Consider the following 14,166-nt stretch of genomic DNA (forward strand, 5'->3'; position numbering starts at 1 on the left):
GCTCCGGCTGCCGGTTATTGGGGCGTTATGAGTCAATCACGTAGTCTTAGACAATGAAAAGTTACCTTGTAAAATGGATTTTTGCTTCGCTCGTTGTTCCAACATTAGTTGCATTGTTTGAGCCCCTAATCAGAGCAAATGAACTACAGCAGCTTGTTTTGTTATTTTGGCCAAGCTCCTTGGTATTAATGTCTCTCGGTGCTAACCCTGAGCCAACCTCCGATGTAGTTTATGCTTGGGCTATCGCACTATCGTTAAATATACTTTTCTATGTCATTATCGGGCTAGCCATCAAGGCAGTAGTCAATATTAAAAAGTGCACAGATGCAGAAAACTCATAACAAAGCCAAGCACGCTCGCCAGCAAAGCTGGCTGGACCTACATTCCGCAGCTTCGCTACTGCATTTCGGCCCGTGTTGGCGGCGTTATGAGTAAAAGAGAGTATGGAAACTGATTTATTTGATCTAAGCGAAAAAGTTTATGACGAGGCAACTTTCTTGCTATTTCTCAAGGCGCTAATGAAAGATCGCGAGCGAGAAGTAGAATTAGAAAAAGAAAATCCTTCATCCCCGTATGGTGCCGGTGCATTAGGCTGGGAAAATAATACTATCGAGGGTTTTCTTGAGAGTGCAATTGCTTGGGCAGAAGATTCAGATCAAACTACAGAGCAAGCTAATCCTTGGTTACGGGCAGCAAAAATTTTACATGCAGGCAAAACATATGAGTAAGTTCACTCATAACAAGTTGCTGTTGTCGCCGCTGCGCGGCTGGGACGGCCTACAGAAACCTTCCCCCATTGAGTAGACGCCTACCTTTTGAATAGGGTAGGAAAAAATGCCGAAAATACTGAGTGAAGAGCGGGTTGTTGAATATTCAACAGAGTTCAAAGTTAGAGTGGTAGCTCTCACTAATCAACTGAAAGTAGAAACGACTACTATCGCCAACATTATTGGTTTGCATCCAGTAATGGTGTATAGATGGCGACAGGAAAGTAGAGAAGGCAAGCTGGTCGAGAAGCCCAGTCGTAGAATAAGAATGACAAAGACAACGAAAACTCAGTCTCAAACTTATGATAAAGAGATAAGAGGTCTAAAAAAGCAGGTTGAGAAATTGCAAAAGGAGAATGATTTCCTAAAAAAGTGGGAAATGTACCTGAAAGATCCAAAGCTGAAAGATTCTCGTTCATAGCTCTTAATCGATCAGACTTTAGTGTCAGGTACTTATGTAGATACTTGAATGTTTCACCTCAAGGGTTTTATAAGTGGCTCAACCGCGATGAGAGTACTCGAGACATAGAAAATAGGAGAATTCTAGCGTGTATCGAAACTATCTATGCGCAGCATGATGGTAATTATGGAAGTCCAAGAATTAGCGCAGAGCTGAAAGCTACTGGTGAACGAATAAATCACAAGCGCGTTGAACGCCTTATGAGAGAGGCTGGAATCGTGGGGAAAGCTGGAAGGATCTATCGTCGACGTCCTTTGCCTGGAAATCCTTGCATTAAGGTTGAAAATTTACAAAGAGAGCATGGTATGCCGAGTAAACCAGACTCACAATGGGCTGGTGATGTAACCTATCTGAAGATCAATGGGCAATGGCAATATTTAGCTGTGATTATTGATCTTTACTCCCGGAAAGTGTTGGGTTGGGAGCTGTCGGATACTCGATCTGTTGAGCTAACACTGTCAGCGCTAAATAAAGCTGTTTGTCGCAGAAATATAGAGTCAGATCTAATATTTCACAGCGACCGAGGTTCTGAGTACGGTGCTTATGCATACCAAAACCGACTCAAAGAACTGGGTATTGAGCCGAGCATGAACCGTCCAGGATTTATGAATGATAATGTGTATGTAGAATCATTTTTTCAAACACTGAAAACTGAGAGTTTCAAATGGTTTAATTTTGAATCCATTGAGGAGCTAAGAACTAACTTATCTTGGTATCTTGATAGGTACTATAACTTTAAAAGAAGATATGGTTCACTTGGGTTCAAAAGCCCAGATGAGTTTGAAAGAATGGCCGCATAAGATGAATATAAGGTGGCGTCTACTTTAAGGGGGGAGGCTTCACACGCCGCTTCGCTCTGTTTCGGCCGCCCCAAAGCAATGCGTTATGTATGAGCAAAGAATGTAGTTATGGATGAGTTAATTGGAGAGATAGGGAAGGGGTTTTTCCGGGGTATAGGATATATCTTGGCGGAGATATTCTTCGGCACCATCTGCTACTGGACTGGCTGGCCTATCTGTAAGCTTGTCACGCTCGGTCGTTACCCTTCACCAAAACAAGTTATCTATCTAGAGGGTAATAGCGGCAATAATCATGGTTTTTGGTGCAGTGTCACTGGCCTTGTCGTATTAGTTGCAGCAGGCTTGTTTGCCACGGGACAATTTTAAAATGCACAAAATACATAACAAACAGCAGCACGATCGCCCGCAAAAAAAGCGGGCTGGACGGCCTACGCTATGCTTCGGCCGCCCGTGTGCTGAGCGTTATTGTGGCGGTCAATTTTTAGATGTTCTGTAGCTGCTGCAAGCATCAATCTCTATCTGAGCACTTTTTCTGAGAGTTTTCCTGCAATTTGGTACCACAGTTTCGCTCAAGTGCCATCGTTTTAAGTCAGCAAGCCCTGCAAGCCAGATACGCCATCATGGAATGCCAATCAGATAGTTAACCGGTTGGGAAAGTATGATATTTTTTCCCTTAAATTTATCGGGCAGTGGCCAGCCAAAGTTGGCTGGTAGAAAGCAAGTAGGTGGTTCAGTGCGCGCCAGCCATAACCAGGCTAGTCAAGCTCGCCCAACCCCTTCGGGTCTGGGCTGGACAGCCTACGCGTTGCTTCGGCTGCCCTTGCTAGCGGCGTTATGTGTAGGCATGACTCATAGTCCATTTGAAATAGGTACAATGATCAAATACGCCATCTATTTATTTTTAGCCTCGCTTCTCTACATGGCATGCGTAGGGGTGGCAGGTACAGAGATTAGTGGCGATACAAGGTATTCTATCCTCCTTTATCTCTTCGGATTTTCCCAGCTTATTCCTATGATTACTGGCCATCCAATGAGAGTCCCGTATAGCGGTGAAATACTACTTAAGGGGCAGCACTCTTTTCAGCGGGCTGGTTTAGCATGCATTTATTTACTAATCACATTATGCGGGTTAAGTTTTGCGTTCTAAACAAACAACACATAACAAAACGGTCAATGGCGCCTGCGGCTGGACAGCATTAAGCGCCGCTTCGCAGCAATGCTGCCCATTACCTCAACGTTATACATTAAGAAAGATTAATATTTGAAAAATAACGTAGAGTCATTGTCAGGAAAGGCATTAAAATCAAAGATTAAAAGACTGAAGCGAAAGAAAGTTCTTAACGATCTAGGGTCAACTCTAATAATTATTTTCTTGTTGCTTGGCATGATTGTGTTTGCTGTGCATGGGCAATGGTTTCTTGTGGGCTCTCTAGCAATATTATTTTTCATTTTTTCAATTGGTACGGTCGGTGATTAACTTGACGCAAGAAAAGTATAACAAGTACAAGCAGGTTGCTACGGGCCTTTGGCCCTTCGCGGGACGGCCTACGCTACGCTCCAGCCGCCCCTTTTGTAGACGTTAAATTGCGAATATGAAAGCGAAGCTACTTTCTACAGAAGGCACATATCTCGAGGCGCTTATTGAAATAGGGGGCACTGAGTACTGTGTTATGGATGAGTTGACTCTTGATGTCGAAAGCATACCCAAAGAGGAAGGTGTGTTTGAATTTGAGTTCTCTAACATGCTTGGCGAAGAAGAGTCTTGGGAGTCTATTTTCCAAGGAAGTCCGGGAAAAAAAATTTTAGAGCAAGTGCATGGCTGGAAATACAGAGCTTTTGGACAAATTGTTTCAATAAATCCAGTTAAGGTAGATTGTGGTGTTCTCGTTGAGGAGGACGTATTACACACACATGACCCAAAGGTTGTTGGTGAATTTGTTGCATTTACAATCAGTTGGCTCGGCGGTTATGCCATTTAACAATCACAGGCAGTTTGCGCCGCCCCTGCTGTGGGCATTAGGTGCTACTTTGATCCAAATATTTGGACTTCTAATTACATTACTAGTGGTCGGCTGCAGTACTCAAACAGTTCAGGAAGAGAGATTGGCTAAGCTGCCATGCTATGACGGATGGAGCAGCTATAAGACTGGAAGTAGTGTGGTCTATTTGCCTAACGAAGTAGAAGTGCTCAATGTTAAAAAACAGCTGCCTGTAGATCGAGAACTGGGTTGTTGGCATCTGAAACCCTCTGGTGAAATAATTGTACTGTCAGTTGATCCAAGTGGTATTGCTCGTTCAACTGAATTTGTTAGAGAAAAAGAAGGCCTAACCAAAACTAATAGCCCGGAGGAATTCATTGTTCAAGTTCATTAGTACTATCGCACTAACAAGGCGCTGTTGTCGCAGCCTCCGGCTGCTGGGACGGCCTGCTACGCACTCCGCCCCAAAGCTTAGCGTTAGGTGTAAGACAAATGTTATGAGAGTTAAAACTCCTTTAAAAAAACTACTAAAGCAAGCTTATAAATCATTTGCTGTGATAGCCATTATTATATCTTGGCCAGCTCTGGGGGAAGAGATGGAAAATACATACTTTACATGGAATGACTTTAAAGAAGCATTTGGTAGAGAGATGAATATTTCATTAGGGATCTACGATTCCATGAAAGAAGGAGGTCTTACTGACTTTGATAGAAGCTCATTCGATTTCCAGTATAAATCTGACAGCAAGGAAAAACTTGAAAAACTATCAGCTTTTTTATTAGAAAGTTATCCTTACAAAATGGATTACATAAGGGAAGTTGAGGGGGGGTGGGAGCTTTCCATGACCACTAACCCTATATCTATAACAGAAGAAATTATCATGTATTGGGCTTTAGATATGGCTAAGCGAGGTTATGAGTTTGACGCTATGCTCGAAAGTTATGGTGCTCCATATGACCCTAAAAATCCTGACTTGCCAGTTCTCTCTAAAGAGAAAGAAGATGAATACTTTGATAAAGGCGTGAAAGAATACAACAAAGGTAATCTCAGTGGAGCCTTGATGTATTGGAGCTATGCTATTGAGATTAATCCCAAGGATCCGAACTCTTTTTATTCAAGAGCAATTGTAAAAACCGAGTTGTATACTTGGAAAGCAGCAATTAGAGATTACGATAAAGCATTAGAAATTGCTCCAGACTTTGTAAGTGCTTTAACCAATCGAGGCAGCACGAAAGACGAGAACGGAGATCACAAAGGTGCTATTCAGGATTACAACAAAGTGATCGAACTCGCTGAAGCCGGAAGTGATAACAAGCAAATGGCTTTTTATAACAGGGGTAACTCTAAATACAAATTAGGTGATAATAAGGGAGCTTGCGTGGATTGGAAAAAAGCGGTTGATGCAGGTGCCGATTATGCGCAAGAGCGATTCGAAAAATACTGTAAAATTTTATAAGCAAAACACCATACAAGCGCAAGCAATAGGGCTCGCAACAAATTGCTCGCCCTTGTTGCAGGCGTTATGTGACAAGAGTTTCAACGCGATGAAAAGTGATTATAAAAACTATAGTCGGAAGGAGTTACTGGAGGCTTTAGCCAGTATTGATAGGGATCGGTTTCCTGAAAGATACCAGAAGCTAGTTGAAGAACTCCGAAAACCCGAGCGAAATACTCCGAAAATCAAAGAACAAGAAGAAATAGCCGAGAAAAGAGAAGACAGTGAGTACAAAGGGATTTTTATACTCTTCGTTTCCTCATTCTTTTATTTATGGTCATTTTTGGCAACATACAAACAGGAGTTTTATCTAGGTCGTGGAAAAGGGCGCCTCATCACATTTGAAGATAATCCTGAGTTATTTGTTGCTATGGTGGTTTTGTGCATTTTTGTAGCTACATGCCTACTGTATTTAGGTATTAAGATGCTCAGGAATGCTAAACGCACATAACAAACGCAGGCAGTTTGCTAGGAACCTAACCCGCTTTTGCACACACCTCCACCTAACTGGTAAGGAGGTGTCTTATGGCACGAAGAAAGCACTACAATCGTTACGATGACGATTTTAAAGCAACAGCGGTTTCGCTAACCGATATCCCCGGTGTACTAGCAAAACACGTGGCTGATGCTCTCGATATCCATGAAGTGATGCTTTATCGTTGGCGCATGGAAATGCGACGGGGGCAGATCATGGCAAAGAAGAAAAGCATCAACATAGATCCTGAGGTAAAGTCCGAGCTGAAGCGTCTCAGGAAACTGGAGCGGGAGCATAATCTGCTTCAGGAAGAGCACGCCCTTTTAAAAAAAGCCATCCGATTCTCTTTACAACAAAAAGGGAAATCTTCGAGTTCATAGATCAAAACCGGGAGAAGCACAGTATCGCAATGATGTGCCGGATCTATGACGTCACCCGTGATGGATACAATTCTTGGCGCCGCCGTGGCGTGTGTGAACGTCGACAAGAAGATAGTGAGCTGTTTGCACATATAAGATCAATTTTCAACCGACATGATGGCTGCTATGGTAGTCCCAAGATCACCCAGGAGCTGAAAAAGAGGGGTATAAAAGTTGGTCAAAAACGGGTGGCAAGGATCATGCGAAATCATGGTCTTAGGGCTGTAAAATCGAGGCTCTACACGGCGAGGCCGGGTACTTACAGACATGTTTACGGGATCACATGTAAGATAGAGGGAATCAAGCTAACTCGCCCGAACCAGCTGTGGGTGGGTGATGTTACTTATATAAAGCTCCGAGATGGCAGCTGGCAGTACTTGTCAGTAGTCATGGATCGCTTCAGCAGGAGGGTTGTCTCTTGGTCCCTGAGTGATAGAAGGGATGTCTCTTTGACACTGGCTAGTATCGATAGGGCGGTACGAAACCGTGGACATCATCCGGAGCTGATTTTTCACTCTGACCGTGGCAGCGAGTACTTATCGGGCCAATATCGCGAGCGATTGCGTCGATATGGGATCTGTCAGAGTATGAATCGCGTGAAGAATATGAATGACAATGCATTCATTGAGTCATTCTTTCACCAATTTAAAACGGAGCGTATTAAGCGCCAGGTATTCGATTCTGCACAACAACTAAGAACGACAGTGACTGAATATATGCGCTACTACAACAATCAGAGATCGCACTCGTCAATTGGGTATGTTTCACCTCAAGAATTTGAGTATAAAATCAAATGCTAACAACTAGGTGTGTGCAAAAGCGGGTTAAGTCCCCTACGGTCCCTGGCGGGGCCTATGCGGGATGCCCAATGCTATGCACATTTTGTGCGGATCGCTTCGCTCCCATTTTCACGCAAAACGCGCATAAGATAAGCCACCCCTGCTGTGGGCGTTAAGGCATACGCAGACGGAAACAAATACGAAATGAGAACTCTTGCTACAGTCTTGGTGCTATCCGTTGTTCTGAATTTGTACTTGATTTATTGGTATATTGATAAAAGTTCTACGATAGAAGCGGCACACAAATTGAGCGCCGATGTCCGTATTCTAGGGAAGTTTATTGGTCAAAACAGCACCAAGGAATCAGTAGTCGCTATATTAGAACGTGATCTACCGGACATCAATTTCGAAGACTCGAAGACTATGGATAGAAATTACGAGACCCAGATCAGACTTCAAAATCAGATAGTGTTCTATTTTGATGAAAATGAGCAGCTTGTTGCCGTAGACCACTGGGGAGCTAAGTTATCTCCGCTATGGCAGAAAAAGCCTTAACAAGCGCATGTTGTCGGATTGGTTTTCCGCTGCGCTCCAAGCCAGCCGCAACTGTGGGCGTTATGCGCTGATAAAGCATGGATTACAATAATGAAAAAGCATTTAATTATTGCGGCTTTTTGTATTTTCGCTACTATGGCCGTCGCCGATGAGCCAAGTTTTATAGGATACAAGACAGTCTTGGAAGCACTGGAAAGTCTGAGGCAAGATCTCCAGGCTTCGGAGCCCGACCAAAATGGTTGGGCTATTTTCTCTACAAAAGAAAATGGTAATTACGTTTTGTGGTCGTTCTCACCAAAGGGGCACGATGCCTATCCGGCAGCAATAAAGCGCACTGTATTAGAATGCGATGGCGCCATCTACATAGATATAAAGGCACTATGCCAAGCTGAAAAGGCAGCGTGCGATGCGCTTATCGAGCAATTTAAGCAACTAAATGAGCGTATTGCTCAGCAAATGCAGAGTGGTGGCGCATAACCAGGCCAGGCAGTACGCTCCGGGCCTTCAGCTCTCCGCGGGATAGCTTACCTTATGCACATTTTGCGCGGGTCGCTACACTTCCATTTTCGCGAAAAATTCGCATAGTTAGAGTGTCTACTTTTTGTGGGCAAGACCAGCACTGGAAGGAGATTCAGTGGGTTATCATGTATCAATATTGAGAACTGAGGATAAAGTTCAGAGGAATATCGAATTTAGCGAGATTCATAGCGCTATGTCCTCTGAATGGAAATTCGATACGAAACAGAAATGCTTCGAGAAGATAGGAAAAGATAACGAGATCTGCACTTTGTGGTACTCAAATGGTGAGCTTTGGTCAAAAAATCCATCTCAATGGGCCATAATTCAAATGCTCGATCTCGCGGATAGTTTAGGTGCTCGCGTCAGAGGTGATGAGTTCGAAACTTACATCTCCGATAATAATACCTATCTTCACCCTGATGATATTTCTCTTATCAAGAAAGCCAATAAAGCTGGCGAGGACCTCATCAAAGAGTCGTTGAGAGAGCAAAAAAGAATCAGAGGAGTATTTATAGGCTTCTTCTTAGTTATAGGCGCCATTGCTTTCGTAATGGGAAAAAGCTTCGAATAGTAACGGGCCTAACAAACCAATGCAGCTGACAGCCAACACTCTGCTTGCTTTGTGTTGCTCGCTGCGCTCACAGATTAACACAAAGTAAGCTCCATGCCGGCTACAACTGATTGGGGCGATTCCTACGAGTGCGACGATTTCTTTACAGTTCAATTTTCCTAGTTCAGGAAGTTCGCTCATCAGTGCATAAGCCAATACATTCCCGACTCCTTTAGTGCTCAACGATAGGTTGCATCTTTGCCGCCACTCGGAAACATTGTTAACAAGCTTATCCAGCTGTTTGTCGATTCTTTCTAGTTCTTTCTTAATGGTATTTAGAATAGTCTGAATAGGTTTGTGTACTGATTTAGGCATCCGCTGAAGCCGGTTCTTTTGCATCGTGCTCATCTATAAACACTGACTTCTTACAGTTAGTAAGTCACTGATCTCCCTTAGTTTTTCTGGCTTCAGCACCTGCAGCCTTGGCTTCATGGCCTGACCAAAGTGTGCGATATCAATTGCATCTAGTTTGTCAGTTTTGACGAGGCGCCCTGCGGATTTGACGAAGCTTCTGATCTGAGAAGGGTTGCAAACAACAATAGGCAATCCCGCTTTGTCTGCTGCACAAACAAACTCTAATTCAAGTCTTCCAGTAGACTCTATTAGTACTCTTTCAGGTTTAAGAGGTTGTAGTTGTTTAATAGCGTCTTTAATACCTTCTTTGTTATTGGTAACACTAAATAACTGGCCAGTAGGTCTCACATAAATATCGAGTTGTTTACTGCTGGTATCGATACCGACATTGATCTCTTGTGGTTCCATAAGATAAGCTATCTCCGCCTTGCTATTCGGGCTCGAGGCCCACATGACTATTCGAGTTATGCTTAGTGAGTACTTATCACGTTCATACTTGTTATCGGTCTTTTACGAACCGGCCAGGCAGCGAACTGTGATAAACAAGGCCTTCGGTGGCCGCTGAAGGTGGGTCTCAATTTACCCGTTAGCGAAAAGGATTTTCAACATCAGAATCGGACAAGAACAACCATACAAGCAGCAGCACGATTGCCCGCAAAATATGTGAGCTGAACGTTATACCCTTGCAGGAGAAGGATACACCGGATGATATCTTTAGAGTTTTTACTTACTTCGTTAGTTGTAGTTTTAATTCCCGGGACCGGAGTGTTGTATACTGTGGCTACCGGATTGTTTATTGGTAGAAAAGCAAGTTTATTTGCTGCCCTAGGATGCACTTTAGGCATCATTCCAGCACTCCTAGCAAGCGCTTTTGGTTTGGCTGCAATTTTTCACACTAGTGTAATAGCGTTTCAAATCGTTAAATACATTGGAGCTGTCTACTTGCTTTATTTGGCATATCAAATGTGGCGTTTCTCATCTCCTTTATCAGTTTCTAACCAGCAGTCAGACAGCAAATACTCAGGCATCATAGTAAAAGGCTTTTTGCTAAATATACTAAACCCAAAATTATCTATTTTCTTTCTAGCGTTTCTTCCTCAGTTTATTCCAGCTACAACAGAAGGTGCATTGGATAGCATGCTTACACTTGGCGTTGTGTTCATGATAATGACGTTTGGCATTTTTATTGTGTATGGTTTTCTATCAGGTAGTTTTAGCGCATTCATTATTAAATCAGAGAAAGCAAGCATTGCAATTCAGAAGCTCTTTGCAACTAGCTTTGCAGCACTCGGCATCAGACTGGCGTTTAGTGAGCGGGTATAACAAGCCAATTAACTTCGCGCCTGAAACCTCCTCCAGTTAAGTGGGTAGTAGCTTTTCACTCTAAGTGCCTGAAGGCGCTAATTAATCGATGTCGCATCCTTGCTTGTGGTGAAATTCTCAAAATTTATCTATGTTTTCTATCACCTCCCTAGGTTTTATTCTGACACGCTAGGCAATCTGATCGTCTCATCTTTAATTGAAATTCATGTCGACTAAAACAACAAAGTTAAGTTGAAGAATATACTTTCCTTCGAGTTATTTATTTATATGAAGATGGCGCTAGGGTAGGTTTTAAATTCACTGTTTGGAACACTTTTCTTACTCCATTCTTGTGTCTTTTTTAGGGTGTAAGTTCTTGTATTCTGGGGTATTTGGCTGTGTCCCTTTCATCGGTTAGGCTGCTTGGTAAATAGTAGGTGCGATATAATAAGAACTTTATATGTATCGTTTGCTTAACTGCCAGCAGTATCTAAGTACTTAATAAGAGAAGAACTCTAATGGTAATTGGTCTCCTCTTGGCTTGACGCTACATATTTAGGATGCTTGCGTTGTATCACAATATTGCAGTAATGCGGGCGTTATGATCACTATAAATGGTAATGGGGGGTAGTAGTGTCGAAATTTTGAAATAGTCTACGTGGCTTTTGCTGACGGCGGAAATGTCTCATGGGACGAAAGTTCTGTTATTAATGTTAATCAAATGAAAAGGGAAGTTTAATGCGAAGCAATAAATTTTATAAGCAGGCTCTAAAAGGAGTTTTGGGTTTTCTAGTTGTTTCAGCTAGCTGGCAGGCTCAAGCCTTCACTTGCCCACAATTGGCCGATGTTACATTGCCACCAAAGTGTAGCTCTGTAGACTTAGAGAGTTGTAATGCTGCAGTACAGAATATAATTCCTGCTGCGGCCTGCGCAATTTTTGAGGTTTCGCCCGCTGCTAATGATGCAACTTTAGTGCTACGTTTTACGACACTAATAACCAACTCCTGGTTTGATGCAACAGCACCTTATCACCCTACTGCAAAAGGTGTTTATTCTGACATTGCAAGGATGCCTCAGTCATCGGATAACAGTGAATTAAATATTGCACTTTCTTACGCATCTCATAAAGTGCTAAGTGGGTTGTTTCCACATTTGGTACCGGAATGGGATAACATGCTGGTTGAATTAGGTTTGGATCCCTACAACCTTTCTGAGGATACTACTACGCCGATTGGTATTGGTAACTATGCCGGCCGGAAGGTATTGGAAGGGCGCGCCAATGACGGTATGAATCAGTTGGGTAATGAGGGAGATCAGCTATATCATCGTTTACCCTATGCCGACTATACCGATTTCAAGCCAGCCAATACGGCATACAAATTACGCTTCCCTTCTAAGTGGCAACCAGCTGTTTTAATGGAGCGCCCTGGCGTATTCCGGGTTCAGCAATTCGTAACCCCTCAAATTGCACTGACAACACCCTATAGCTATGAGTCTCCGGATGAATTCACCTCTCCAATACCTCTGAAGTCAAAAATCTGGAACTATCCAAGTTATGTTGCGCAAGTTAATGATGTACTGAATACGTCAGCGAGCTTGACGGATGAGCAGAAGATGAAAGCCGAGTTGTTTGATATGAAGATATTCAGCTTGGGCTTTGCTGCTGTATTTGCATCTGAATCTCAAGGTCTTTCGTTGATGGACTTCATTCATTATGACTTCCTCACCAATATGGCCGCTTTTGATACCGCTATTGCAATTTGGAAAGAAAAGCGTCGCCATAATTCAGTACGGCCTTTTTCTGCCGTTCGTTATATTTATAAGGACGAGCTAGTTACTGCTTGGGGTGGCGTAGGCAAAGGAACAGTGAACGACTTGCCAGCTAGCCAATGGACAAGCTATTTACCTGTAGCAGATCATCCGGAATATCCCTCTGCATCTGCCAGTTTTTGTGCAGCTCATGCAGAAACAAGCCGCCTATTTTTACCTCAAGGAGATACGTTAGGGTATAGCGTACCTGCTCCTGCGGGAAGCTCACAGATTGAACCTGGCATAACACCGCAAGCTGATATGTATTTGCATTTCCCGACTTGGACATCGTTTGAGGAAGACTGCGGAAACAGCCGTGTTTGGGCTGGTGTGCATTTTGAACCTTCAGTACCAGCGGGCCAAAAGATAGGCCGTGAAATTGCGAGCCGTGCCTATCAATTTTATCTTTCAAAAGTGGCAGGCGAATAATAAGGATTTATCGGGGCGGAGAGTGTATTTGCTGATTCAATGGTATGATTAATGATTACACCCTGCGTCTTGCTCCTTATGCGCAATCTTTCCGCTTTGTCATAGCGGCGTAGCGGAACTTGGGTGAGGTGACTAGATTTTCCTGAGCTGTTAAAGTGTTTGTTATTTTGATTAATTTTTCCTTAGTTATGGATAGAGAGAAGTAACCAAAATGAGGAAATCAGATAGGCTTTTTCAGCTTGTGAACATTTTAAGAGCTCACCAGCCTATAACTGCAAAAGAACTTGCCGAAAAATTATCTGTTTCTGAACGGACAATATATAGGTATATGGATGATCTCTCTGTATCGGGGATTCCTGTTTATGGTGAAGCAGGTGTAGGATATCGCCTTTCAAATGGGTTTGAGTTACCCCCATTGCAATTAACACAAGAAGAATTTGAAGCACTTATTATTGGTTTAAATTTACTGTCTTCATGGACTGGGGCTGAGTTAAAGCAATCTTCACTTTCATTGTTAAGTAAAATTGAAGCTGGTTTACCTGATCTCGGGAAGTATGACCTCCATAAAACAGTTAGGGTACCAGGTAAGCATTTAAGATCAGTGGACTTCAGTTTGTGGGACCAGCTTCATAAAGCGATTAGTTCAAAGCAGTGTATTTATCTTTCATATACTTCCCTGGTAGGCAGTAGGTCAAAGAGAATCATTTATCCCTTGGGTCTCTTCTATTGGGGTGGCAAGTGGACCCTTGGTGGATGGTGTGGTTTAAAGCAAGATTATCGTGACTTTAGAATTGATCGTATTGAAAGCCTTGACCTGGAAGTGCCCCAGCGTGAACTTCCTACTAATGTTAGCTTGTCAGATTATATTGAAGTGCAGAAAAGCTCATCTTTGCAAAACACTACTGACACAATGCTGTCAGGAGTCTAACCCGATAATGTGACCTCCACAGAAGGAGTGAACCATGTTATATCACAATCGAACGGCTGATTTTATAGGTTTTGAATTTGCTACATTTCGTCTCCGGGAAGGTGTTTCGGAGAAAGACTTGATAGCACTCTCAAAAGAGGTGGATGATGCGTTTTTATCCAAGCAAGAAGGTTTGTTATCTCATTTCCTTCTGCGAGGTAAAAATGGTATCTACGCTGATGTCGCTTTAGCCTCAACCCAGGAAAGGGCTGAACAGATATGTCAGTTGTGGCTGGATAATGATGTTACAAGAAAGTATTTGCAGCTCCTTGACTCGGAATCTGTTGATATGACATTTTGGTCGAAAATTGTTTGATGGATAGCTAGGCCCAGAACGAAAGTAATAAGGAGTATCACTTTGTGCTGCTCCTTATTTATAACAGTTTTGATCCGAACTGAGAGGATGTCTTCGAGAAGTACTTATTTTGTTCAAATGTAAGTACTTC

The 14,166-nt window shown here is 42.9% G+C and carries 19 protein-coding genes; 18 read left to right on the forward strand and 1 reads right to left on the reverse strand.

Annotated features, from left to right (window positions below; genetic code table 11):
- The first annotated feature begins 53 nt into the window (after positions 1 to 53).
- The 14 genes from ACJJI0_RS03150 (at position 54) to ACJJI0_RS03215 (ending at position 8,820) form a co-directional block, all read left to right on the forward strand.
- Complete coding sequence (locus ACJJI0_RS03150) at positions 54 to 341, forward strand: hypothetical protein (protein WP_444884634.1); 288 nt, start codon at positions 54 to 56, stop codon at positions 339 to 341.
- Between the two features lie 102 nt (positions 342 to 443).
- A complete protein-coding gene (locus tag ACJJI0_RS03155) occupies positions 444 to 728 on the forward strand; it encodes a DUF7660 family protein (RefSeq protein WP_444884635.1) in 285 nt (94 codons plus the stop codon).
- A gap of 106 nt (positions 729 to 834) precedes the next feature.
- On the forward strand, positions 835 to 1,188 hold the full coding sequence (locus tag ACJJI0_RS03160; RefSeq protein WP_444884636.1) for a transposase: 354 nt from the start codon (positions 835 to 837) through the stop codon (positions 1,186 to 1,188).
- Positions 1,140 to 2,027 carry an IS3 family transposase gene (locus ACJJI0_RS03165; RefSeq protein ID WP_444884637.1) on the forward strand — a complete coding sequence of 296 codons (888 nt, stop codon included), beginning with the start codon at positions 1,140 to 1,142 and terminating at the stop codon, positions 2,025 to 2,027. Before ACJJI0_RS03160 ends, ACJJI0_RS03165 begins: the two co-directional genes overlap by 49 nt.
- A 108-nt stretch (positions 2,028 to 2,135) precedes the next feature.
- Positions 2,136 to 2,393 (forward strand): hypothetical protein, encoded by a 258-nt coding sequence (locus ACJJI0_RS03170; protein WP_444884638.1) that lies wholly within the window; start codon positions 2,136 to 2,138, stop codon positions 2,391 to 2,393.
- Between the two features lie 1,226 nt (positions 2,394 to 3,619).
- Entirely contained in the window at positions 3,620 to 4,006 is a 387-nt protein-coding gene (locus ACJJI0_RS03175) for a hypothetical protein (protein WP_444884639.1), read from the forward strand.
- Complete coding sequence (locus tag ACJJI0_RS03180; RefSeq protein ID WP_444884640.1) at positions 3,996 to 4,400, forward strand: hypothetical protein; 405 nt, start codon at positions 3,996 to 3,998, stop codon at positions 4,398 to 4,400. The genes ACJJI0_RS03175 and ACJJI0_RS03180 overlap by 11 nt, the downstream gene beginning before the upstream one ends.
- A 103-nt stretch (positions 4,401 to 4,503) precedes the next feature.
- Positions 4,504 to 5,463, forward strand: coding sequence for a tetratricopeptide repeat protein (locus tag ACJJI0_RS03185; RefSeq protein WP_444884641.1), 960 nt, complete (start codon positions 4,504 to 4,506; stop codon positions 5,461 to 5,463).
- Complete coding sequence (locus tag ACJJI0_RS03190) at positions 5,423 to 5,953, forward strand: hypothetical protein (protein WP_444884642.1); 531 nt, start codon at positions 5,423 to 5,425, stop codon at positions 5,951 to 5,953. The genes ACJJI0_RS03185 and ACJJI0_RS03190 overlap by 41 nt, the downstream gene beginning before the upstream one ends.
- 74 nt (positions 5,954 to 6,027) lie before the next feature.
- Entirely contained in the window at positions 6,028 to 6,357 is a 330-nt protein-coding gene (locus tag ACJJI0_RS03195) for a transposase (RefSeq protein ID WP_444884643.1), read from the forward strand.
- Positions 6,354 to 7,196 carry an IS3 family transposase gene (locus ACJJI0_RS03200; protein ID WP_444885909.1) on the forward strand — a complete coding sequence of 281 codons (843 nt, stop codon included), beginning with the start codon at positions 6,354 to 6,356 and terminating at the stop codon, positions 7,194 to 7,196. The genes ACJJI0_RS03195 and ACJJI0_RS03200 overlap by 4 nt, the downstream gene beginning before the upstream one ends.
- A gap of 183 nt (positions 7,197 to 7,379) precedes the next feature.
- Positions 7,380 to 7,730 (forward strand): hypothetical protein, encoded by a 351-nt coding sequence (locus ACJJI0_RS03205; protein ID WP_444884644.1) that lies wholly within the window; start codon positions 7,380 to 7,382, stop codon positions 7,728 to 7,730.
- Positions 7,731 to 7,820: 90 nt separating this feature from the next.
- Positions 7,821 to 8,207 (forward strand): hypothetical protein, encoded by a 387-nt coding sequence (locus ACJJI0_RS03210; RefSeq protein WP_444884645.1) that lies wholly within the window; start codon positions 7,821 to 7,823, stop codon positions 8,205 to 8,207.
- A 157-nt stretch (positions 8,208 to 8,364) separates the two neighbouring features.
- Positions 8,365 to 8,820, forward strand: coding sequence for a hypothetical protein (locus tag ACJJI0_RS03215; protein WP_444884646.1), 456 nt, complete (start codon positions 8,365 to 8,367; stop codon positions 8,818 to 8,820).
- A gap of 387 nt (positions 8,821 to 9,207) precedes the next feature.
- Here the strand turns inward: ACJJI0_RS03215 and ACJJI0_RS03220 are convergent, their stop codons facing one another.
- The gene (locus tag ACJJI0_RS03220) at positions 9,208 to 9,621 is read right to left on the reverse strand and encodes an IS110 family transposase (RefSeq protein ID WP_444884647.1); all 414 of its coding nucleotides are present in this window, start codon (positions 9,619 to 9,621) and stop codon (positions 9,208 to 9,210) included.
- Positions 9,622 to 9,918: 297 nt separating this feature from the next.
- On the opposite strand from ACJJI0_RS03220, the gene ACJJI0_RS03225 reads away from it, so the two are divergent.
- From ACJJI0_RS03225 to ACJJI0_RS03240, 4 genes are all read left to right on the forward strand, one after another.
- Positions 9,919 to 10,536, forward strand: a complete 618-nt coding sequence (locus tag ACJJI0_RS03225) for a LysE family translocator (RefSeq protein ID WP_444884648.1) — start codon at positions 9,919 to 9,921, stop codon at positions 10,534 to 10,536.
- Between the two features lie 717 nt (positions 10,537 to 11,253).
- On the forward strand, positions 11,254 to 12,753 hold the full coding sequence (locus ACJJI0_RS03230) for a vanadium-dependent haloperoxidase (protein ID WP_444884649.1): 1,500 nt from the start codon (positions 11,254 to 11,256) through the stop codon (positions 12,751 to 12,753).
- 211 nt (positions 12,754 to 12,964) lie between these two features.
- Positions 12,965 to 13,681, forward strand: coding sequence for a helix-turn-helix transcriptional regulator (locus ACJJI0_RS03235; protein ID WP_444884650.1), 717 nt, complete (start codon positions 12,965 to 12,967; stop codon positions 13,679 to 13,681).
- 34 nt (positions 13,682 to 13,715) lie between these two features.
- Positions 13,716 to 14,036, forward strand: coding sequence for a hypothetical protein (locus ACJJI0_RS03240; protein WP_444884651.1), 321 nt, complete (start codon positions 13,716 to 13,718; stop codon positions 14,034 to 14,036).
- Positions 14,037 to 14,166 lie beyond the last annotated feature (130 nt).

This window comes from Microbulbifer mixtoriginis (SeqCode) (genome assembly GCF_052466695.1).

Excerpts from the sequence above, each read along its gene's own strand:
- ACJJI0_RS03195 (WP_444884643.1), top strand. The coding sequence starts at position 6,028 with ATGGCACGAAGAAAGCACTACAATCGTTACGATGACGATTTTAAAGCA.
- ACJJI0_RS03190 (WP_444884642.1), top strand. The coding sequence starts at position 5,423 with ATGCGCAAGAGCGATTCGAAAAATACTGTAAAATTTTATAAGCAAAAC.
- ACJJI0_RS03205 (WP_444884644.1), top strand. The coding sequence starts at position 7,380 with ATGAGAACTCTTGCTACAGTCTTGGTGCTATCCGTTGTTCTGAATTTG.
- ACJJI0_RS03150 (WP_444884634.1), top strand. The coding sequence starts at position 54 with ATGAAAAGTTACCTTGTAAAATGGATTTTTGCTTCGCTCGTTGTTCCA.
- ACJJI0_RS03185 (WP_444884641.1), top strand. The coding sequence starts at position 4,504 with ATGAGAGTTAAAACTCCTTTAAAAAAACTACTAAAGCAAGCTTATAAA.
- ACJJI0_RS03210 (WP_444884645.1), top strand. The coding sequence starts at position 7,821 with ATGAAAAAGCATTTAATTATTGCGGCTTTTTGTATTTTCGCTACTATG.
- ACJJI0_RS03170 (WP_444884638.1), top strand. The coding sequence starts at position 2,136 with ATGGATGAGTTAATTGGAGAGATAGGGAAGGGGTTTTTCCGGGGTATA.
- ACJJI0_RS03230 (WP_444884649.1), top strand. The coding sequence starts at position 11,254 with ATGCGAAGCAATAAATTTTATAAGCAGGCTCTAAAAGGAGTTTTGGGT.
- ACJJI0_RS03220 (WP_444884647.1), bottom strand. The coding sequence starts at position 9,621 with ATGGAACCACAAGAGATCAATGTCGGTATCGATACCAGCAGTAAACAA.
- ACJJI0_RS03160 (WP_444884636.1), top strand. The coding sequence starts at position 835 with ATGCCGAAAATACTGAGTGAAGAGCGGGTTGTTGAATATTCAACAGAG.
- ACJJI0_RS03155 (WP_444884635.1), top strand. The coding sequence starts at position 444 with ATGGAAACTGATTTATTTGATCTAAGCGAAAAAGTTTATGACGAGGCA.
- ACJJI0_RS03180 (WP_444884640.1), top strand. The coding sequence starts at position 3,996 with ATGCCATTTAACAATCACAGGCAGTTTGCGCCGCCCCTGCTGTGGGCA.
- ACJJI0_RS03240 (WP_444884651.1), top strand. The coding sequence starts at position 13,716 with ATGTTATATCACAATCGAACGGCTGATTTTATAGGTTTTGAATTTGCT.
- ACJJI0_RS03235 (WP_444884650.1), top strand. The coding sequence starts at position 12,965 with ATGAGGAAATCAGATAGGCTTTTTCAGCTTGTGAACATTTTAAGAGCT.
- ACJJI0_RS03225 (WP_444884648.1), top strand. The coding sequence starts at position 9,919 with ATGATATCTTTAGAGTTTTTACTTACTTCGTTAGTTGTAGTTTTAATT.
- ACJJI0_RS03175 (WP_444884639.1), top strand. The coding sequence starts at position 3,620 with ATGAAAGCGAAGCTACTTTCTACAGAAGGCACATATCTCGAGGCGCTT.